At 34.6% G+C, this 20,962-nt stretch carries 20 protein-coding genes; 15 read left to right on the top strand and 5 right to left on the bottom strand.

The genetic code is table 11. The annotated features are described in order from the left end of the window. Genes Q1K37_RS06490 through Q1K37_RS06470 form a run of 5 tightly spaced genes read left to right on the top strand, consistent with a single transcriptional unit; the run spans position 1 to position 3,543 of the window. The gene (locus tag Q1K37_RS06490; RefSeq protein ID WP_300410644.1) at positions 1-771 is read left to right on the top strand and encodes a hypothetical protein; all 771 of its coding nucleotides are present in this window, start codon (positions 1-3) and stop codon (positions 769-771) included. Next, positions 768-1,394 (top strand): ATP-binding cassette domain-containing protein, encoded by a 627-nt coding sequence (locus Q1K37_RS06485; RefSeq protein WP_300410643.1) that lies wholly within the window; start codon positions 768-770, stop codon positions 1,392-1,394. Before Q1K37_RS06490 ends, Q1K37_RS06485 begins: the two co-directional genes overlap by 4 nt. Further along, positions 1,391-1,939 (top strand): hypothetical protein, encoded by a 549-nt coding sequence (locus Q1K37_RS06480; RefSeq protein WP_300410641.1) that lies wholly within the window; start codon positions 1,391-1,393, stop codon positions 1,937-1,939. Before Q1K37_RS06485 ends, Q1K37_RS06480 begins: the two co-directional genes overlap by 4 nt. Before the next feature lies 1 nt (position 1,940). Continuing rightward, positions 1,941-2,777 carry a hypothetical protein gene (locus Q1K37_RS06475; RefSeq protein WP_300410639.1) on the top strand — a complete coding sequence of 279 codons (837 nt, stop codon included), beginning with the start codon at positions 1,941-1,943 and terminating at the stop codon, positions 2,775-2,777. Continuing rightward, positions 2,767-3,543, top strand: coding sequence for a hypothetical protein (locus tag Q1K37_RS06470; protein WP_300410637.1), 777 nt, complete (start codon positions 2,767-2,769; stop codon positions 3,541-3,543). The genes Q1K37_RS06475 and Q1K37_RS06470 overlap by 11 nt, the downstream gene beginning before the upstream one ends. A gap of 55 nt (positions 3,544-3,598) precedes the next feature. Here the strand turns inward: Q1K37_RS06470 and prxU are convergent, their stop codons facing one another. Further along, a complete protein-coding gene (prxU, locus tag Q1K37_RS06465; protein ID WP_300410635.1) occupies positions 3,599-4,201 on the bottom strand; it encodes a thioredoxin-dependent peroxiredoxin in 603 nt (200 codons plus the stop codon). A 473-nt stretch (positions 4,202-4,674) separates the two neighbouring features. On the opposite strand from prxU, the gene Q1K37_RS06460 reads away from it, so the two are divergent. The 5 genes from Q1K37_RS06460 (at position 4,675) to Q1K37_RS06440 (ending at position 8,911) form a co-directional block, all read left to right on the top strand. Then, positions 4,675-5,025: a hypothetical protein gene (locus Q1K37_RS06460; RefSeq protein WP_300410633.1), complete on the top strand. Its 351-nt coding sequence runs from the start codon at positions 4,675-4,677 to the stop codon at positions 5,023-5,025. A gap of 717 nt (positions 5,026-5,742) precedes the next feature. After that, on the top strand, positions 5,743-6,396 hold the full coding sequence (locus tag Q1K37_RS06455) for a Crp/Fnr family transcriptional regulator (RefSeq protein ID WP_300410631.1): 654 nt from the start codon (positions 5,743-5,745) through the stop codon (positions 6,394-6,396). 79 nt (positions 6,397-6,475) lie between these two features. Next, positions 6,476-8,095, top strand: a complete 1,620-nt coding sequence (gene hcp / locus Q1K37_RS06450; protein WP_300410655.1) for a hydroxylamine reductase — start codon at positions 6,476-6,478, stop codon at positions 8,093-8,095. A gap of 56 nt (positions 8,096-8,151) precedes the next feature. Then, positions 8,152-8,361 (top strand): DUF1858 domain-containing protein, encoded by a 210-nt coding sequence (locus Q1K37_RS06445; protein ID WP_300410630.1) that lies wholly within the window; start codon positions 8,152-8,154, stop codon positions 8,359-8,361. Positions 8,362-8,368: 7 nt separating this feature from the next. Continuing rightward, positions 8,369-8,911: a hemerythrin domain-containing protein gene (locus Q1K37_RS06440; protein WP_300410629.1), complete on the top strand. Its 543-nt coding sequence runs from the start codon at positions 8,369-8,371 to the stop codon at positions 8,909-8,911. Positions 8,912-11,119: 2,208 nt separating this feature from the next. Here the strand turns inward: Q1K37_RS06440 and Q1K37_RS06435 are convergent. The 3 genes from Q1K37_RS06435 to Q1K37_RS06425 form a co-directional block, all read right to left on the bottom strand. Continuing rightward, a complete protein-coding gene (locus tag Q1K37_RS06435; RefSeq protein WP_300410627.1) occupies positions 11,120-12,154 on the bottom strand; it encodes a M42 family metallopeptidase in 1,035 nt (344 codons plus the stop codon). Positions 12,155-12,312: 158 nt separating this feature from the next. Then, positions 12,313-12,990, bottom strand: coding sequence for a YitT family protein (locus Q1K37_RS06430; protein WP_300410625.1), 678 nt, complete (start codon positions 12,988-12,990; stop codon positions 12,313-12,315). 224 nt (positions 12,991-13,214) lie between these two features. Next, a complete protein-coding gene (locus Q1K37_RS06425) occupies positions 13,215-14,279 on the bottom strand; it encodes a DNA polymerase IV (RefSeq protein WP_300410623.1) in 1,065 nt (354 codons plus the stop codon). A 149-nt stretch (positions 14,280-14,428) separates the two neighbouring features. On the opposite strand from Q1K37_RS06425, the gene Q1K37_RS06420 reads away from it, so the two are divergent. Further along, positions 14,429-15,319 carry a YitT family protein gene (locus tag Q1K37_RS06420; RefSeq protein ID WP_300410622.1) on the top strand — a complete coding sequence of 297 codons (891 nt, stop codon included), beginning with the start codon at positions 14,429-14,431 and terminating at the stop codon, positions 15,317-15,319. 81 nt (positions 15,320-15,400) lie between these two features. On the opposite strand, the gene Q1K37_RS06415 is transcribed toward Q1K37_RS06420, so the two are convergent. After that, entirely contained in the window at positions 15,401-16,321 is a 921-nt protein-coding gene (locus Q1K37_RS06415; protein WP_300410620.1) for a GH25 family lysozyme, read from the bottom strand. A gap of 87 nt (positions 16,322-16,408) precedes the next feature. Here Q1K37_RS06415 and Q1K37_RS06410 point away from each other — a divergent pair, with 87 nt between their 5' ends. From Q1K37_RS06410 to Q1K37_RS06395, 4 genes are all read left to right on the top strand, one after another. Continuing rightward, a complete protein-coding gene (locus Q1K37_RS06410; RefSeq protein WP_300410597.1) occupies positions 16,409-17,338 on the top strand; it encodes a diacylglycerol kinase family protein in 930 nt (309 codons plus the stop codon). Positions 17,339-17,691: 353 nt separating this feature from the next. After that, entirely contained in the window at positions 17,692-18,135 is a 444-nt protein-coding gene (locus Q1K37_RS06405) for a MarR family transcriptional regulator (protein ID WP_300410595.1), read from the top strand. A 16-nt stretch (positions 18,136-18,151) separates the two neighbouring features. Beyond that, positions 18,152-20,035: an ATP-dependent zinc metalloprotease FtsH gene (gene ftsH, locus Q1K37_RS06400; RefSeq protein ID WP_300410593.1), complete on the top strand. Its 1,884-nt coding sequence runs from the start codon at positions 18,152-18,154 to the stop codon at positions 20,033-20,035. 537 nt (positions 20,036-20,572) lie between these two features. After that, the gene (locus Q1K37_RS06395) at positions 20,573-20,941 is read left to right on the top strand and encodes a hotdog domain-containing protein (protein ID WP_300410592.1); all 369 of its coding nucleotides are present in this window, start codon (positions 20,573-20,575) and stop codon (positions 20,939-20,941) included. Positions 20,942-20,962 lie beyond the last annotated feature (21 nt).

Genomic DNA, 20,962 nt, shown 5'->3' with positions numbered 1-20,962 from the left:
ATGATACATTTATTAAAAAATTCATGGGAAAAAGATAGAAAGATAATTATGCCCATTATAATTATTGCGCTTGCTGTAGTCCTTAAATTTTCTTCTATAGCTGGAGGAAAATTAAAGGATTACTACTTTTATTTTTATGAGGGAATGGACTTGTTTGAGCCCGAAGGTTCCCAAATTTTTGAGTTGCCATATTTATGGTTTTTGCTACATTCCTACATTCTATTTATTGTCGGTAGAGATTGTACGGATCAACTTGATGTCCTGGAAACAAAACTTTTACTTGAAAAAGGTAAACTGAAATTTCAAATTATGAAATTTATTTTCTTATTATTTAAAGGGGCATTTTCATTGATTCTTTTCTTGATCTTTATTTTCTTTTTTAAAGAAACTGTAGGAAGGTTTATACCTGGGATTGAGGGACTTGTGTATTTTAGTGAGGAATATTTCCCTTTGCAATTATATGATGAACAGGTTTTATATGTAACGGTTATTAGGGATTTTTTTGGAATTTTAATATTTTCTGCAATCGAACAAATTTTAGCTTACTTTGTTGATAATAGGATTAGCTTTTTAATTGTAAACCTAATTATGATAATAGGAATATTTACAGGAATCCCTACCTTATTAATAAATGGAATGATGGTGAGAAGATATCTAGTATCTATGGATTGGTATTTTTATGTGCTAGTTTTACTTGTTTTAATTTTAGGAGCGTTTTTTATATTTTACTTAAAGGAAAAAAGAAAAGACTATATAGGAGTATTTAGATGATAAAGATAGAAAAAGTGACAAAGAGATTTGGTGGAAATACTGTCCTTGACAACATTAACCTAAATTTTTATCCTGGGAAAATTTATGGTATTCAAGGGAAAAATGGGTCTGGAAAGACTATGCTTATGCGAGCGATTTCAGGATTGCTATCTTTAACTCATGGGCAAATAGAGGTTTTTGGAGATGTAATTGGAAAGGATAGAGATTTTCCTAGAAGTATAGGAATTCTCATAGAACATCCTGGACTTTTAAACGAGCTTACGGGATTTGAAAATATTAAAATGGTAATGAGCATAAAGAATATCGTTTCTGACGGTGAAATAAGAAAAGCTTTATCTGATTTTGATTTAGACCCTAACTCTAATTTAAAGGTAAGAAAGTATTCCTTGGGAATGAAACAAAAAATTGGTATTTTAATGGCGATCCTAGAAAAGTCAGAAGTTATCATTTTAGACGAACCAACCAATGGGCTTGACGAGTCCTCTGTTAGAAAACTGAAAGAAATGATATTAGATTTAAAAGATGAAAATAGGATTATTATTGTAGCTTCCCATGACAGGGAGGATTTGGAAGAGATAAGCGATGAGATTATACAGATGGAACTTGGGAGGGTTAGTAATTGAAAGTTAGACGTATTAAACTAATCATTCCCTTTTCTCTATTTCTATTTTTAGTTTATGTTGGTGTTGGAGCTTATAAAATAAATAAAAAATACCCAGATTATATTCGAGAAAATTATAAGATAGGTGATAAATTTACTTTTGGTCAAAATGAGAATATTAGCATTATTGCGACTGATATGAGATTTGAAGATTTTTCGTCTGATGCTGAGGACCAACAAGGATTAAATAAAGTTTTGTTAATTGACTTTGAATTTGAGAATAAATCTAATAGGGAGATTGGTTTTACTCCAATGATCCTTTCTATAAGGAATAATAAAGGATATATAAATGGGGTTCCTTATGAGATAGTTAGAACTTATAATGAGAAAGAGGAACTTGACAAATTTAGCAAACAAAGAATGGTTCCAAATAGTAAAGCAAAACTAACTTTACCTTTTTTTACAGGATATAACAAAAGTGAAGAGTTAAAAACCGATGAACTTGAAAATTATTATATAGTTATATCTCAATATCCTAGGTATCAGCGATTGTTTTTAAGGAGATAGTATGAAGGATTTTAAAATAGAATTAAAAAGAGCTTTTTATAATAGAAAATTTTTAATTGCTCTACTATTGGGTTTTTCTATTGCTATATATAATTATGTTACCAACATAGGATTAACCGATATATACGAATTTGGCGTTCAATATGAAAAGTATAACATGGAAACACCACAAGGGTTATTTACTCATAATATCATTAGTGCTCCACTTGAACTTCCTATTACCTTGTTCTTTTATGGAATTATTATTTTGGGTGCATTGCCCTATGCAGATTCTTATGTAATAGATAAAAATACGGGATTTAATAAAAATATTTTAAGTCGTACCAGCAGGAAAAATTATTATATATTCAAGTGGATTGCTGTGTTTTTTTCAGGTTTTATTACTTGTTTATCGGTAATTCTATTTAATTTTCTCCTAAACATGACAATTTTACCCTTGCTTTCACCAATAGTTGACGGTATGGGAAATAGTTATGGACAAGACAGTTCCCAATTTCTTCTTGATTTATTTACAAACCATCCCATATTACATTTTTTGTTATTTGCCATTATTATAAGTGTTTACATTGGGGTTATTTCTACCTATGGCCTTTTGAGCTCGTCATTTTCAGAAAATAGATTTATAGCAATACTGACTCCCTTTTTAATCATACAGTCACTGGGAGTAGTGCAAAAACTATTGAGGAATGATTTAATCTATCTACCTATTAATATAAATACTGGAAATGGTCAGATAAACTTAACATTAGCATTCTTCGAAATAGTTACTATGGGAATAGTTTCTTTCATAGTCTATACGTTCTTAGAAGAGAAGAGGAGCCACAGTCTTGGAGTTTAAATTCAAATTAAAGTATTTTATAATATCCTGCATGATGCTTTTTATAATAGGATTTGCAATTGGTATGACAATATACTCAAATAATATTTTAAATATTTTGCCACCAGGAGTTAAACCTTCGGCTTTAGATTTAATAAATGAAATATTAAACAATAACATATTTTCGACTTTTCTCCTGCTATTACCCATATTCTTAAATGAAATTTTGGAGAGAAGAGAAATCTATCTTGAAAGTATGATAATAAGGCATAGGAATTTTAAGGATATCTTTTATAGGGAAATGAAAAATCTAATAATAAAAAATATTGTCTATCTTGTCATTTCAGTGATTTTTATAACTTTGTCCATAAAATTACATGGGGAGTCTTTTAAATTAATCAATTGGAATGTAAAGGAATCATTTTTTAGTTTACAAAATAATATGACGATAGATAATATAGAATTGACTACGATATTATTCATTACAGGAACCCTTTTACTTTATTTTTTAACAGGATTTATAACCAAGTTAGGTTACTTTTACAATAGAAGTTTTTTTCCGGGGTTTATATATTGTTTTGTAATATTTGTTCTGGATTTAGTCGGTAGGAATTATTTAAAAGAGTTGATATTTCCATATGTTAATACAGATAGAAGCATAGAATTTGTCTTAATGGCTCAAATAATACTAGTTGCTTTAATAATAGTAGCAGCCACATTTTACTCTAAAGTAGGAAAAGAAAGGTTTTTATTCAACACAATAAAGTTTAAAAACACAGAAAACTAAGAAATATGAAGATATAAGCATAAGAAAAGCACTCAGATTCGAGTGCTTTAATGTTTTAGTATTTGTTTGGATTGTATTCTTTATGAACATTACCTGAAAGTTCAATACTTGGCTTTAGTACAGCCTTTCCTGGCTCCCAACCAGCTGGTGTTGCATCGCAACTATTTTCATGAACGTGTTTTAAAGCTTGTAATGTTCTGATTGTCTCTTTGAAATTTCTTCCAACTGCCGGTGCTATAACTTCATAGGACTGAACATTTCCTTCTGGGTCAATGATAAATCTTCCCCTCATGGATACAGAAGCATCCTCACTATATACGCCATAGGCTTTAGAAATTTCACCGTTTTGGTCTGAAACCATAGCAAAAGGAATTTTCTTTCCATCTAACATTGGAAGAAGCTCTTGGTCTGACCAAGCCTTGTGAACATATGGTGAATCAACAGAAATTACGGCAACTTGAGTTTCAAGCTTCTCAAATACCGGACTCATAGCAGCAACTGCTGCCACTTCAGATGCTCAGACGAAAGTGAAGTCTCCAGGGTAGAAAACTAATACAGTCCATTTTCCCCTATAGTCCTCCAAATTAAACTTCTTTACATCGCCATCAATATATGCAGGCGCCTCAAAAAGAGGTGCGCTTTTAGTAACTTCTATCATTTTTCAAATCTCCTTGTAAAATATTTGAGGTTTACCCCTCAATTTGTATTATACCCTAAAATGGAACCGTTTCAAAGTAATCCATATTTATTTAAAAACATAAATAAATATTAATTTAGACAATCATAGAACGCTGGTGGTTTTGTGAAAAGTATGATTGTACATAATGGTAATCTCAAAATCAACTTAATTAGTAAAGTTGACAAAAAAATTTTGATGTAGTATTGTAAAAATAAATATGGATTTAAGATTGCAAATAAAATATCATTCTAGAATTTAAACATTAGTAAAGTTAGGTAATATGTATTTAATTAAAACTAAGTTTACATAAGATAGAAGAGTGTTTTGGAAGAAAAAAGGACTCATCTAATAGAATATTAACCATAATCATAAAAATAATAGATATTTCAAAACAACAAAAATAAAAGAAAATTCAAATCTACAAAAAATTCCATTTAATAAGGGGTCAAAGTATGAAAATAATCAACAAGCTAAATATTTCTCTATATGTCCTTATGATATCAGCAAGTGTGGGTTTTTATAGCAACTTAAATAGAGAAGATTCTATGAAAGCATATTGGATTCTGCTTTTTGTTGTTCCCTTAATTTTATTATCAATCAAAAACAACAAATTATTTACCAAGTATAAGACAAAATTAGTCTATTGGGATATGCTTTTTACCATTTGGGTAATGGTTATACCACTGATAAAACTTCCAAATGGACGTTCAAGGTTAATTATGGCTATCGGTGGTTTTGTGTATGCATATATTGTAGGAAAAAGAAAAGTTAAGCTAATGGGAAGTACTGTAAAAACTAGATAAATAAAGATATTAAACAAAGGCAATTAAACTTGCCTTTATTTTTTTGAATTAAATATAATTAAGTACAAAACAAAGTATATTAGGAAATAAACTGTCTGAAGGAAAGCAGACAGCTTTCCTACTGCTTTTTTAGCAGGGTGTTCAGGGACGGCTAGTCCCTGAATTTATGGAGGGGCAAAGGGTTGGGATTTAAAGGGAAGGGAAAGGGAACCATCAAATAGGTTCCCAAGTCCCTTCCCTTTATTTTGAAAAGAACATAAAACTTTTAAATTGAATTTATCGAAATTTATCAAATTTCGCCAACCCCTCGCCAGGTAGGCAAAAAACAAGCTCCATTATGCCTCCCTCTTTAAGATTAGAAAAGAATATTAAGCTTAAATTACCAAGCACACAAACATGAGTGCTCGGTTGCTTTGCAAAATTCCAAATACAAATATAAAAGGTTATAGGAAAGCCAACAGCTTTCCTACCTATTATCCCGCGGGGTATTTAGGGGCTGCGTAAGCCCCTAAATCGTTGGAGGATTCCCGCACTCAGTAAAAAATAGTGGTTAGTTATTTCTATTCTTTGTCTGTTCTACTGCAAAATAAAAAGAGTTATATGGAGCTGAGTGCCCGATTAAAAAAGGTTGTTTTTTCTCTCACTTCTAACTTCTCACTTCCCACTTCTATTCAAGTGGGTATACTACTTACATAACTATATCTGTGAGGTGGTGCTATGGCAACAAGGTCAGATCTTTTTCTTGGGTTGTCCAATGAAGAGATTGATGAATTTATTTTAAAAAGTGGTGGACTTTGGTCGGTTTATAAAAAGGGAGAAGTGGTTTTTTCTCAAGGTGAAGTTCCTGAATTTTTATTTATTCTAGATAGGGGTTCTGTTGTGGTTGAAAATATTTCTCTTAACGGTCAGCGTTCTATTGTGAACCGTTTTACAAAACCTGGAACGGTTTTTGGGGAGGTTTACCTTTACTTGTCTCCAAGGGCCTATGACTATAGCTGTGTTGCTGATGTTGAGACAAGGATTTGTAAGATTCCCAAAAATGCTTTTTTAATGGAAAATGAAGAGTTTCATAACTCCAAGGTCATAAATAATATGTTACTTATTCTATCCCAAAAGGCCTTTTATCTAAATCAAAAGCTATTGGTCCAGTCTGCAAAGACTCTTAGGGAGAAGTTGTCAAGATTCTTCTTGATGAGAGCATTTGATAAAAATGTGGATTTGGAATTTAATCGTGAGGAATTGGCAGACTTTTTAGGGGCAACCCGGCCTTCTATTTCTCGTGAAATCATGAAGATGCAAAGAGAGGACCTCATTGAAATAAAAGGAAGTAAAATCCTTATACACCGTGATAAGTTAAAAAAATTTCTATAATGTAACAATTGTTACAGAACTTCTGATGTCTAGATACTAAAATAGAAGTATCTTAAAAGGAGGCAAAGAAATGGAAAATATGTTTTGTTACCAATGTCAGGAGGCAAATAATAATATTGGCTGCATGAAGTCTGGTATGTGTGGAAAAAGACCAGAAGTTGCCAATAAACAGGATTTACTTATTTGGGTGACTAAGGGGCTTGGCTATGTTGTTACTAAACTTAGAAAACAGGGAATAAGTATAGCTCAAGATATTAATAGTCTAGTTAGTCACAATCTATTTACTACTATTACAAATGCTAACTTTGATGAAAAAGCAATTGATAGAAGAATTGAGTTGACGATTGAAAAAACTCAAGAGCTTAGGGAACTTTTAAAAGATCAGCTTAATCTTCCAAAGGCCTGCCTATACAATGATTTGAATAGGGAGAACTGGGAACAACAAGCAAGGCAAGTAGGTGTATTAAGTACTATTGATGAGGATGAAAGGTCTTTACGAGAGCTTACAATTTATGGCCTAAAGGGTCTATGCGCCTATGTTAAACATGCAGAAGTTCTTGGAAAGATTGATGATGAGATCGACGCCTTTATTCAAAGGGCATTGGGAGACACTTTAACAAATTTAACAATTGATGAGCTTATTTCACTAGTTTTAGAAACTGGGGAATATGGTGTTAAGGCAATGGCTTTACTGGATGAGGCAAATACTTCTCATTATGGAAATCCAGAAATTAGCAAGGTGAATATCGGTGTTGGAAAAAATCCTGGTATCTTGATTTCTGGTCACGATTTAAAGGATTTGGAAATGCTTTTAAAACAGACTGAGGGTACAGGAGTTGACGTCTATACTCATAGTGAGATGCTACCGGCAAACTACTATCCTAAGTTTAAAAAATATAGTCATTTTATTGGAAACTACGGTTCATCTTGGTGGAATCAAAGAGAGGAATTTAAGTCTTTTAATGGGCCAGTACTATTTACTACAAATTGTATAGTTCCACCTCTTGATGAATATAGGGACAGGATTTACACTACAGGTGCTTCAGGATTTTCTGGGTGCAAGCATATTGAAGGCGAAATTGGAGAAGAAAAGGACTTCAGTGAGATCATTGAACATGCAAAGAGTTGTAAGCCACCTGTAGAGATTGAAAAGGGGGAAATCATTGGAGGATTTGCCCACAATCAAGTGCTTTCTCTTCAAGACAAGATAGTTGATGCAATTAAATCGGGGAAAATCAAGAAATTTGTCGTAATGGGTGGTTGCGATGGTAGACAAAAGGGTAGAAATTACTATACAGACTTTGCCAAGGCTTTACCCGAGGATACTGTAATCCTTACTGCAGGTTGTGCAAAGTATAGGTATAACAAATTGGATTTGGGAGACATTGACGGCATCCCAAGGGTTTTGGACGCTGGACAATGCAATGACTCCTATTCCTTGGCGGTAATTGCTCTTAAATTAAAGGAAGCTTTTGGATTAGATGATATAAATGAACTCCCAATTGTATACAATATAGCATGGTATGAACAAAAGGCTGTAATCGTACTATTGGCACTATTGTCATTGGGAATTAAAAATATTCATCTAGGACCTACCCTTCCAGCATTTTTATCAGAAAATGTTGCTAAAGTGCTTGTGGACAAATTTGAATTGGCACCAATTTCCACAGTGGAAGAAGATATTGCTACTTTAATTTAATATATTGGAATTTGATGATATAATAACTAGTGAATGACTGGTAAAGGAGGCACGAAATGGATAAGGTAATCGATAAAGATATGTTAATTGGTCAACTTGTTGCTCAATTTCCAGAAACTGCACCTGTTCTAATGGGAATCGGTATGCACTGCCTAGGTTGTCCTGCATCTCAAGCAGAGACAATTGCAGAAGCGGCAATGGTTCATGGAATTGACGCAGATGCTTTAGTTGAAGAATTGAACAAAGCAGTAGAAGCGGCTAAGTAACATGGGAATGAAAAGCATAGAGGTTCTGGTTTTAGAACATGAGGAAATTTCACGTCTACTTGAAAGACTTGAAGAAGAATGTGTTAAAATACTGGAAGGCTCAGAGATAGATTATGAATTTTTTGAAAACTCAATTGAGTTTATAAGGGATTTCGCTGATAGAGTTCACCATATGAAAGAAGAGGACATCCTCTTTAAACATATGTCAGAAACCCTTGGAGTACCGGCGCAAAAACTGATAAATAGTGGTATGTTGGTGGAACACCAAATGGGACGACATTATATTACAGAACTAGAAAAGCATCTAGAGACCTTTAGAACTCAAGGGGATATTACAGATAAATTACAGATAATATCCTATACAATGTCCTATGTAAACCTGCTAAGAATGCATATAGAAAAGGAAAATACAGTGGTATATCCCTTTGGAGAGAAGAATCTTCCAAAAGAAGTAATAGAAAAAGTGGAGGAAGAATCGACAAAAAGGCAGGAAGAAGACAAAGTTGAAGAGGACAGAAAAGAAAAACTTTTAAAGAAAATATTCAGATAAAAGGAAAATCGAGTACCCAAAACTTTAGGTACTCGATTCTTCATGTGGAGGCAAATAAAAAAATTCTTGGATATCATGAGATACCAGTGTTCTAATTACCATACAAAAATTTAATTCATATAAAAAAATGGTAAAAGAACAATCTAACACACAACTCTAATATCAGATATTAAACCGGTGCTTGATATATATATCATAACATATATTTAACGAATTGCAAACCTTTTCTTTTTCTCTATGTAAAATCAAGATAATGAAATTATAGTTATAAAATCTCAAGAAAAACTTAGCCTATGTAAAAAATAGTTAAAAATTCAAATCGAAGTAAACCGTCCGAAAATCGCACTGTTTGAGCGGTAGTAAGTTTGCGATTTTCAGGTTTACAAGATTATGAATTTTCCTATTTTTGGAATGAGATAAGTTTTTTGAGATTTTTATCTAATGACAGATTGATCAAGCACTCAAACATGAGTGCTCGATTTAATGAGATATGATCAAGCACTCAGTTAATGAGATATGATCAAGCACTCAAACATGAGTGCTCGATTGCTAGCGCAAGAGGTGGTCCCGCACTCAATATCAAATTACAAATATAATAGTTTACCTATTCTATTTCCATATACCAAATTTTAATATTATTGTGGATTGAGTGCCCGACTACGGAGTTTTGAAGGAAAGCCAACAGCTTTCCTACGTCTTTTACAGCTAGGGCCTTTGGGATTGCAACTCCCAAAAGCGTTTAGGGGTGTAGAAGGGGTGGGTTTTAGGGAGGGGATGTGAGGGGGAGTCGCAACCCCCTTAATCTCCTCCCTAGAATTAGAAAAAAATATAAAACTTAAATCGAAATTTATCAAATTTCGAATAACATTACAATACTAAGGATTAAAAGGTTATAGGAAAGCCAACAGCTTTCCTACCTATTATCCCGCGGGGTGTTTAGGGGCGGCGTTAGCCCCTAAATCGTTGGAGGCTAAGAAGGGGAGGTTCTAGGAGGGGACGATAGGAACATACGAAACGTTCCTTAGTCCCCTCCTAGGTTTAGAAAAGAAAATGATTCTATAAGAATAATTTCTCAAAGTTTTTAACTTTGACTATAAACCTCGCCGGTAGGCGAACTCAAACCTACTGGTTCCCAAGTCCCTTCCCTTTATTTTGAAAAAGAATATAAAACTTAAATCGAAATTTATCAAATTTCGAATAACATTACAATACTAAGGATTAAAAGGTTATAGGAAAGCCAACAGCTTTCCTACCTATTATCCCGCGGGGTGTTTAGGGGCTGCGTAAGCCCCTAAATCGTTGGAAGGGTAAGGGGGAGGGAGATTTTAAAGAGGGAGGCCGTTAGGAAACATTACGAAACGTGTCCTTAGGCCTCCCTCTTTAAGATTAGAAAAGAATATTAAGCTTAAATTACCAAGCACTCAAACATGAGTGCTCGATTTAATGAGATATGAGAGGTGGGAGATGGGAAGTGGTCCCGCACTCAATATCAAATTACAAATATAATAGTTTATCTATTCTATTTCCATTTACCAAATTTTAATATTATTGTGGATTGAGTGCCGGACTGCGGAGTGTTTTGAAGGAAAGCCAACAGCTTTCCTACATCTTTTACAGCTAGGGCCTTTGGGATTGCAACTCCCAAAAGCGTTTAGGGGTGTAGAAGGGGTGGGTTTTAGGGAGGGGATGTGAGGGGGAGTCGCAACCCCCTTAATCTCCTCCCTAGAATTAGAAAAAAATATAAAACTTAAATCGAAATTTATCAAATTTCGAATAACATTACAATACTAAGGATTAAAAGGTTATAGGAAAGCCAACAGCTTTCCTACCTATTATCCCGCGGGGTGTTTAGGGGCGGCGTTAGCCCCTAAATCGTTGGAGGCTAAGAAGGGGAGGTTCTAGGAGGGGACGATAGGAACATACGAAACGTTCCTTAGTCCCCTCCTAGGTTTAGAAAAGAAAATGATTCTATAAGAATAATTTCTCAAAGTTTTTAACTTTGACTATAAACCTCGCCGGTAGGCGAACTCAAACCTACTGGTTCCCAAGTCCCTTCCCTTTATTTTGAAAAAGAATATAAAACTTAAATCGAAATTTATCAAATTTCGAATAACATTACAATACTAAGGATTAAAAGGTTATAGGAAAGCCAACAGCTTTCCTACCTATTATCCAGCAGGGTAAAAGGGATTGCAAATCCCTTCCTCCTTACTCCTTATCTTCTATATACTTAATACAAAGATCTATACTTGCTTGAACTCCTTTAAAGTGGGTTCTTTCCATTGCGTGGGAAGCATCTACTCCTGGGCCTATTAGTGCAACTCTAAGATCTTCTCCTGCATTTAGTGCAGCAGTTCCGTCGGATCCATAGAATGGATAGATGTCCAATTTGTAATCTATATTGTTTTCCTTTGCAATTTTTACAAGTCTTCTCTTTAACTCCAAATCATATGGTCCTGAAGAGTCCTTTGCACAAACTGTACAAGCGTATTCTGAAGAACTTTGTCCTGTTCCTGGAGCCGCCATATCAACTACGATAAATTCGTCGGTTTCCTTTGGAATACCAGTACTTGCACCATGTCCGATCTCTTCATAATTTGAAATGAAGAAGTTTAAGGTGTGCTTTGGTTTTATGTTGTTATCCACAAAGTGCTTTGCTATCATATACAAAATATAAACACATGCCTTATCGTCTAGATGTCTTGATTTGATAAATCCAGAGTCTGTAATTTGAGTTCTAGAGTCAAGATAGATATAGTCACCTACATTGATTCCAAGCTTTTCAGTGTCTTCCTTGGACTCTGTCTCTTCGTCAATTCTAATTTCCATGGTTTCTGAATCTCTAGGTGCTGTCTTTGCATCTTTATAAACGTGGATTGAGGTTTGCTCATGAAGACAAGTACCTGTATATTCTTTACCTTCTAGGGTTGAAATGGTCACATATTCCCCTTCAACAGCAAAATATCCATATCCGCCAATTAAAGTAGTTTTCAATCTACCACTAGGTTTGATTTCCTTTACCATCAACCCAAGGGTGTCCACATGGGCAGCAAAAGTTGATTGCTTTTCGTCAGATTCTCCCCTTAATGTGGCTATCATAGCTTTTTTATTTGTGAATTTGATTTCAAGACCCAAGTCCTCAAATCTCTTTCTTACAATTTCCATAACCTTTTCAGTATCTCCACTTGGAGATGGAGTATTTAAAATTTCTTCTAAAAAGTCCAATTCCTTTAATTTTTCCATCTTTACCTCCTATGCATTTTAAGAATTAATCTGTTCTAGACTTTACTGTTAAGTTCTAGACATCATCTTTATTATACCCTATATTTAAATAAAAAAGATGCCGCCACAAAGTTAATTACTTTGTAACGGCTTCTTATTTGCTCGTATATAGAAAAATATTAAATTTTTTCTGTCAATTTAGTTTGAGACATAAAATCCTCTTTTGATTCTTCTTCCTCGTGCTTTTTCTTATACTCTTCCTTTAGAGACTTTTGAGTTAGACCAACAAAACCTTGCATAAATAATAAGGAGATAATTGAATAGATTCCAGTCTTAAAGTCGAAAGTAAAGAAACCAGCGACAATTATGGAACCGTCTATCAACAGTACCGATATATTTAGAGGTAACTTTGTGTAGTTGGTCAAGGACTGTTCTAATATAGCTGTACCACCAGTAGAACTTCCTGCTCTAAAGACAAATCCAAGTCCAAGACCTGCCATGATTCCTCCCAGAATTGCTGCAAAGAGTTTGTCTCCTGTAAAGATAGGTAAAACTTTTGTTACCTTTACCAACGCAGGCAGTAGGAAGGAACAGTAAATTGTATTAACTGTATATTTCTTACCAAGTAAAAGTAGACTCAATGCAAGTAATGGAAAAGTGGTCCAGAAAATTGTACTTTCAGCGGTGAAGCCAAAAAAGTGTTTTAATATAACTGCAATTCCGGTAACCCCTCCGGAAACTAGATTATAGGGAACATAGAACATATTTACACTTATGGCAAATAGTAGAGTTCCAAAGGACATCAATATAAAATTTTTGACAAAGTGTTCCAAATCATTTTTTTGAATAAATTTCATACACAAACCTCCCTTTCTTCGCCTTTTGACACTAGAAACATTGTAACATATTTGACAATAAAAGTGAAACTTTTAAATACTTTGTTAATTTATCACGTAGTGTAATTTTGGACAATTAAAAACTAAGAAATCGATTAGAGCAAATAAATAAAGTAAAACAATACAATTTGCACATTAAATTACATCTATTTAAAGTATGATGTGCTGTTTTAAAGGCGATTAGATTATTTTTTAGGGTAGTCCCAAATGGAAATTTGGGTAAAATCTGCATTTGTTAAATTTGAAGAGCTTATTCCCAGTAACCTAACGGGTCGGTTAATGTCCACATTTCGAATCAAGTAGGATGACTTTAAGTAGATTTCTCTAAAGTCATCGCTTGCGTTGTCCAAGGTCATGGATCGGGTAATCGTTTCAAAATTGTTAAATTTAAGTTTTATACTAATGGTCTTACCCATGATTTTTCTATCCTTTAAGTCTTGGGAAAGTTGTTTACTAAAGTCCTTGACATAACCCATTAGTTCTTTCATGGAGGAGATGTCTCTTGGGAAGGTTCTTTCAATCCCTAGGGACTTTCTAACTTTAGAATTGTCAACTTTTCTATTGTCAACACCCCTAGCCCTATCATAGATTACTTCGCCCAATTTACCAAACTGTTTTTTTAAAAGTGGCTTTTTAAGCTGTAGTAAGTCCCTAACTTTATATACACCAAAGGAGTTTAACTTCTCCTTGGTCTTTTCTCCCACGCCAGAAATTTTTTCAACGGGCAAGTTTTCTAATATTCTAGGAATCATTTCTTTTCTTATTACAAATATCCCCCTAGGCTTGTTCCAGTCTGAAGCAAGTTTTGCTAAGGATTTGTTATAGCTTATGCCTATGGATAGAGTGAGTCCCGTCTTTTTAAAAACCTCCATTTGAATTTCTCTTGCCAGCTTAACAGGATCTTTTTCAAGGTGACTTATATCCAAGCAGGCTTCGTCAATGGACATCTTTTCTATTAGGGTGGAATACTTTGAGATTATTTTAAAGACTTCTCGACTTTTTTTCTCGTACCTTTCGTGTCTTGTTGGTACGATTATTATATTGGGGCATAATTTTTTTGCCATAAAGATAGGCATGGCAGAATGAAGGCCATACTTTCTGGCCTCATAGTTTGCAGTGGTTATAATACCCCTTTCACTTCTGCCTCCAACAACCATGGGATGACCCTTTAAATTTGGGTTGTCCAGTTCCTCCACAGATGCAAAGAAAGCGTCCAAGTCCATATGTAAAAAATTCAACCCGTCTTTCATACAATCACCTAAAACTATTATAACAAAAGAGCCATAGGTTATGACAATAATTATAGCCGCTTAAAACCTTTAAAAATCTATGAAAATAAGTTATCATATAGCTAGTAGAAATAATAAGGAGGTTATTTCGTTTTAATCCGAAAAAAGATATGAAAGAGGATTTAGTAAAAGACAAAGTTTCCCAGTATTTGGGAACTAAAAGAGAGTTTGTAAGAAGGATATTAGCAACCATCATAGGTGACTTTATTTGTGCCTTTGGCATGACTTTTTTCTTTCAACAAAAGGGATTTTTAAGTGGCGGTGTAGGAGGTATAGGACTTCTTTTAAAATTTATGTATGATATACCAGCGGGGTTAACGGTGTTTGTTCTAAATATCCCATTGGTTATTCTAGGATATTTCTTAATCAATAAAAAATTTACTACCTACGCCATGATTTCAGCATTTGTTCTTTCCGGTGCCCTTTTGTTCTTTGACCAATTTCAAAATCCGTTTATTTTAGAGGATAGTTTTCTAGTTGCTGTCATAGGTGGAGCAATTAATGGTTTGGGAATGGGAATTTTGTTCAGAAATGGAAGTTCTCAAGGAGGTCTTGACATCCTGGCGGGGATTTTTAAACAGAGGTTCAATGTTAACATAGGAAATGCCTTATTTGGTATGAATATTATAATCATTCTAATGGGTTCCTATATATTTACTCTGGACAAAGGTCTCTACACGGTTATTGCCATGGCAGTAGGCTACAATTTGCTGGACAAGATTCAAATGGGTCTAGGTGAAAGAAAACAGATTATGATTATCTCATCCCAATACGATGAAATAAAAAGACAGATAATTCAAAAAGTCAACAGAGGGGTTACCTTTTTGGAAGGTTGTGGAGGATATAAAAATACCAATTATAAGGTTATTTACACTGTAATTGGTACAAGACAACTGGCCCAAGTTAAACAGATTGTCTCAGATGCCGACGGTAATGCCTTTATGGCTGTCACCGATGCCTACGAAGTAAAGGGCAAGGGCTTTACATCTTCAGAACTATAAGACAAAAGATCGTATATACCTAATTTAAAGATAGGTTTCTATACGATCTTTTTAAATTCTTTTCTTTAATTTTTTGTAAAACTAATACTTCTTTTTCAACTGTTCTAAGACATCCTCGTCTTTTCCGCCATAAAATTCATCTACATAGTAGCTGTGGTTTTGTCTGATTCCGCCAAGGCCAAGAATTTTAAAATCTTTATATTTTTCATAATCAAAATATCCCGACACGGTTTCAACTACATAACCCGTTTGACTAAGGGATTTTCTAAGGTATGCCAAGGAATTAGAAACATCTACACTTTCCACCTTTGAAACAAGAATTATATCCTTATTTTTGACCACTTGAATTTTCTTAGTGGAGTTTAACCCAGATCTTCCAATGATTGAAGGATAGTCCTTGAAAGACAAGTTAAGGTCTAAGTTCTTACCAGCTCTTCCGATACCGGGAAAAGCTCCACAGTCCGTATATTGCCAAAGTCCAGTGCTTGACTTCACAAAGGAAGACTTTCTTTGGATACTATAGGTCCAGTGGGCAACCCATGTATCAAAATCTGCAAGGGTTCTTCCCCTGTAACTATGGTTTTGTAAAAACTTATCCCTAAACCATGACCCCATGGAATAAAGTCCAACATAGTATCCAGAACTTTCCACTGTTATCATAAACTCTAGGGCGATTTCTGTAAGGATTTTTCTAGAAAGATTATTTTGACACCTGTCTTCAAGATCCAAATATACAGGATATTCAAAGGACTTTCCCTTAAGTCTTTCAAGAAAGAGCTTGGCTTCCCGTCTAGCACCATCTAGGTTCACTGCATATAGATACCAATAGGCACCAACGTTAACATTGGCATCTTTACAACCCCTATAGTTTTTCTCAAAGGAAGGGTCTACTGTTGTAACACCACTTCCCGCCCTTAAAATTGCAAACTCCAGTCCCTTTTGTTTGGCTATGTGAAAATTTGAAGAAGAATTCCACATTGATAGGTCGACACCTATTTTCATTTTTATCACCTCCACTATTATATTGAAAAATAACAAAATATTTACTACTGTTGAAAGAAATAAGTATATGGTATAATTTTCGTTGATATGAATAAAAGAAGATTGATTTTAATAATAAATCCCAACTCAGGTCTTGGAGATGGACAAAGGCTTGGCAGGGAATTAATTGAATATTTGGATGGAAATGGGATAGCTTACGAAGTCTATTTTACAACAAAACACAGGAATGCTAAGGCGATAGCAACAGATCTTACTAAGACTTTGAAGGAGGATATTTCTCTAATCTCCCTTGGTGGGGATGGGACTTTAAATGAAGTTATAAATGGACTTTATAATCATGCTAAAATTAACCTAACTGTAATCCCCGTAGGAAGTGGAAATGATTTTGTTCGTTCCTTTAAACATCCTAAAACCCCAATTGAAATGTTAAAGTGCTCCTTAAATCCTAGAAAATTTGTGGATTATAATATTGGAGAAATACATTCCAAAGGCAAAAAGAGAAAGTTTATCGTAACGGCAGGGTCAGGCTATGACGGTTCATTGGCGTTAAATGTCAACAATCCAAGTCTACGTAGAAGGTTTAAAGGCTCTTCACTTAAAGGTTTTATGTACATTTACTCCGGGGTCAAGGCCTTGGTCGACTATCGACCTGTCAAGGGAAAAATCACAGTGGATGGGGTGGACAGATCCTTTGAAAACATATACTTTGCAACGGTTATGAACACTCCCTATGCTGGCAAGGGGTTTAATATTGCGCCTATGGCAAAGGGGGATGACGGAGTGATGGAATTTTGTTTAGTCCATAGCAAGAGTAAGGGACAGATGCTACCGATTTTATTAAAGGGACTTGCTTTTGGATTAAAAAAGGGCAGGAACATTAGCTATTATAGAGGAAGGAACTTTTCTTTTTCTTTAAGTGCACCTGTAATCTGTCATACTGACGGTGAATACTTTGGTGAAATTTCCAATGCCGATATTAGAGTATTGGAAGAAAGGGTAAGAGTAGTTGTAGAATAGGTCTACAAATAAAATAAACTATTTATATATCTGCTTACTTATCATAGGATAGACAAATTTTTTAAAGATAAAATAAAATTCAAAGCTAAAATAAAAACTTAAGGATTTTTTCAGACTAATAGGGTAAAATTCTATTAGATAAAATAATAAAGATTTTATGTTTAAGTATTAAATTGGTGGGTATATATCATCAATAGTAAAGTATGATTTTCGTGATGGAGGTTTTCATCCCATTAAACTATATTAAATCTCTATTTTACGAAATGAAGCTTACTTAATTACACGTCTAGTGTAAACTTGTTTTTAAACCTAAGGGGTTAAATTAAAAATAAAAAAAGGAATGGTGATTGTAAATGGATTGGACAGATTTAGGAACAGAAACCGCACAATTGGTAAGAGAGGCTGCAAGAAAGATAGATTCTATACTTCTACCTATAGCTGCAGTAAATAGTTTAACCAACATGAAATTGAAGGTTTTACTAGAAGTTGAAAGACTAGAAAATGCAACAATAGGAGAGTTGGGACTTTCTCTTGGCGTAGCAGGCGGTAACATTTCTAATATGTGTAAAGGATTGGAAAAAGAAGGTCTGTTAAAGAGAACAAGATCTTTAGAAGATGAAAGAGTTGTGCATGTAGCTACAACTGACAAAGGTAAAGAGATTATAAACTCAATAAAAGAACAAATGAATGTAAAACTTCATGATAAATTAGGTTCAATGGAAAAGAAAGACTACGAAAATCTAGTAGACATGTTAAAAGAACTTAATCATTGTTTAGATCTTCTTGCTAAAAACTAGACTGGAAGGTGAGTAGATGAAGAAGGGAAATTCAAAATTTCCTAACAACTTAAGGCCTAATTCCATAACCATGATATTGGTTGGTCTTATTGTTTGGAGTTTGATTTTCTCCTTCCTTTTACCTATGTTTTCAGGTGGCGGAGTATCAGAAGTAACCTATGATAAATTCTGGACCATGCTGGAAAAAGGACAAGTTACCTATGTGGAATTAAATGATCCACTGGAGTTTACTGTCAAGGAAAAGGACGGAACGGAGAAAAGATATAGAACTCCATACACCAACTACGGTTATGATAAAGATCTTATCCCTAAGATGAAAGAAGTAGGCGAAGTATCTTGGAAATCACAAAGTTCCAACGTCTTCACAAAGGTTATAATTCCCTATGTGCTTCAAATTTTAGTGTTCTTTGGAATAATCATGCTATTCTCCAGGTTTTTGACCAAGAGAATGGGTGGAAACTCCATGAGTTTCGGAAAAAGCAATGCTAAAATCTATGTACAGTCTAAGCCAGGCAAGAGATTTGACGATGTTGCCGGTCAGGATGAAGCCAAAGAAGACCTTTTGGAAATTGTAGATTTTCTTCATGATCCTAAAAAATATACAGAAATAGGTGCAGTTTTACCAAAGGGGGTACTACTAGTAGGACCTCCAGGAACAGGTAAGACCTTGCTTGCTCAAGCGGTAGCTGGAGAGGCGAATGTGCCGTTTTTCTCTATGTCAGGATCGGAATTCGTAGAGTTGTTTGTAGGGATGGGGGCTTCTAAAGTCAGAGACCTCTTTAAACAGGCGAAGGAAAAGGCGCCTTGTATCGTGTTTATCGACGAGATAGACGCAATAGGTAAAAAGAGGGACACCCACGGAATTAGTGGTAATGACGAAAGGGAGCAAACTCTAAACCAACTTTTAAACGAAATGGACGGATTTGAAGGAAACACAGGAGTGGTGATTCTGGCTGCAACCAATAGACCAGAAATACTGGATCCTGCCCTTACAAGACCAGGTCGTTTCGACAGGAGAATTCCAGTGGAACTGCCAGACTTAGCCGGCAGGGAAGCAATCTTAAAAGTGCATGCCAGAAAAATTAAGACTGAAGCCGATGTGGATTATAGACAGGTTGCATTAATGACAGCTGGAGCTTCAGGTGCTCAACTGGCAAATATAATAAATGAGTCTGCACTTCTAGCAGTAAAGCATGGCAAATCTCGTGTATCCCAAGTGGAACTAGTTGAATCTGTTGAAATAGTAATAGCTGGACAACAGAAGAAGGGAATGGTCATTTCACCTAAGGAAAAAGAGATGATTGCCTATCATGAAGTGGGACACGCTTTAGTAGCGGCAGCACAGACACATCAAGCGCCAGTTACTAAAATCACGATAATACCTAGAACTTCCGGAGCGTTGGGTTACACAATGCAAGTTGAACAAGAGGAAAAGTTCCTTATGAGTAAGGAAGACCTCTTTAACGAAATTGTAACCTTGACGGGAGGTCGTTCTGCAGAAGAAGTAGTATTTAATACAAAGACTACAGGTGCTGCAAATGACATTGAAAGGGCAACAAACCTCGCTCGTTCCATGATTACCCAATATGGTATGACTGACGAATTTGGAATGGTTGCCTTGGATACTAGAAACAATAAATATTTAGATGGAACAACTTCAAGCAACGCTTCACCAGAAAAGGCTGCCCAAGTGGATAATATGATTGAAAAGATCATTAAAGAAGCACAAGAAAAAGCTAAATCCATCTTGAAGGACAATATCGAAAAACTCCATGAAATTGCAAAATCCCTATTGGAAAAAGAAACAATTACAGGCGAGGAGTTTATGGAGATATTAGAAAACAAGAAAGCAGAAGAATCTAACGAAGACGTTGCAGAAGAGAATAAAGAAGAAATATAAAATCTTATTTAATCGAGTACTCGTGCATGGGTGCTCGATTTTGTAATTAATATAGTTTTCAAAATCTGAATTATAAAACTCGAAAGAAATCCCACGGATTTCTTTTTGCTTTTTAAAAATAGGGAAGAATATTAAGCTTTAAAATTATAGTTGCACAGAATTTGAAAAATTCCAAATACAATTATAAAAGCTTTTGAAGGAAAGCCCACAGCTTTCCTACTCCTTTTACAGCTAGGTTTTTAGGATTGCAAATCCTAAATCGTTGGAGGTTAAGAAGGGGTGGTTCTAGGAGGGGACGATAGGAACATACGAAACGTTCCTAAGTCCCCTCCTAGGTCAAGGAAAAAATATACAACATTAATTTACCAAGCGCTCATACATGAGCGCTTGGTTGCGAGCAAAATTTTATCGAAATTTGTGAAATTTCGCATACAGTTTTTGCCCTTATTAGGGAAAAATGATATGATAATCTGTAGTGATTTTATTCTGATACCAATAAAATCTCTCTATTACTGATGGATAGAAAGGTAAATTATCATGTCTTATAGTGAAACTTATATTAAAGAGATAACAAAGGAAATGCTTAACTACTATGATTTCCTTCATGGTGGCGAAGGATATAAAATAATGGATGCAACTGCTGGTTATGTTTCAAAGCATTATATTGACGGCGAAACTGTAACTGTAGCATGTAACGACATCGTCTATAAAAACAGTGCATATTTAGGAGAACATATCGTATCGACTGGAAGGGTAGAAAGGGTAGGTAATACTTCTATCACAATTGGGGTAGAAAATATTATACAGGAAAGAAATATCCTATCCAGCAAGGGTACTTTTGTCATGGTTTCCGTTGATGAAAATTTTAGACCAAAACCCATTGACAAGAAGAAATTAAAGAGGTGATTAATTGAAAAATAATTTTAG

Origin of the sequence: Lagierella sp., assembly GCF_029983815.1 — a bacterium.
Classification (GTDB): Bacteria; Bacillota; Clostridia; order Tissierellales; family Peptoniphilaceae; genus Mediannikoviicoccus.
This window is presented reverse-complemented; position numbering and strand designations above follow the sequence as displayed.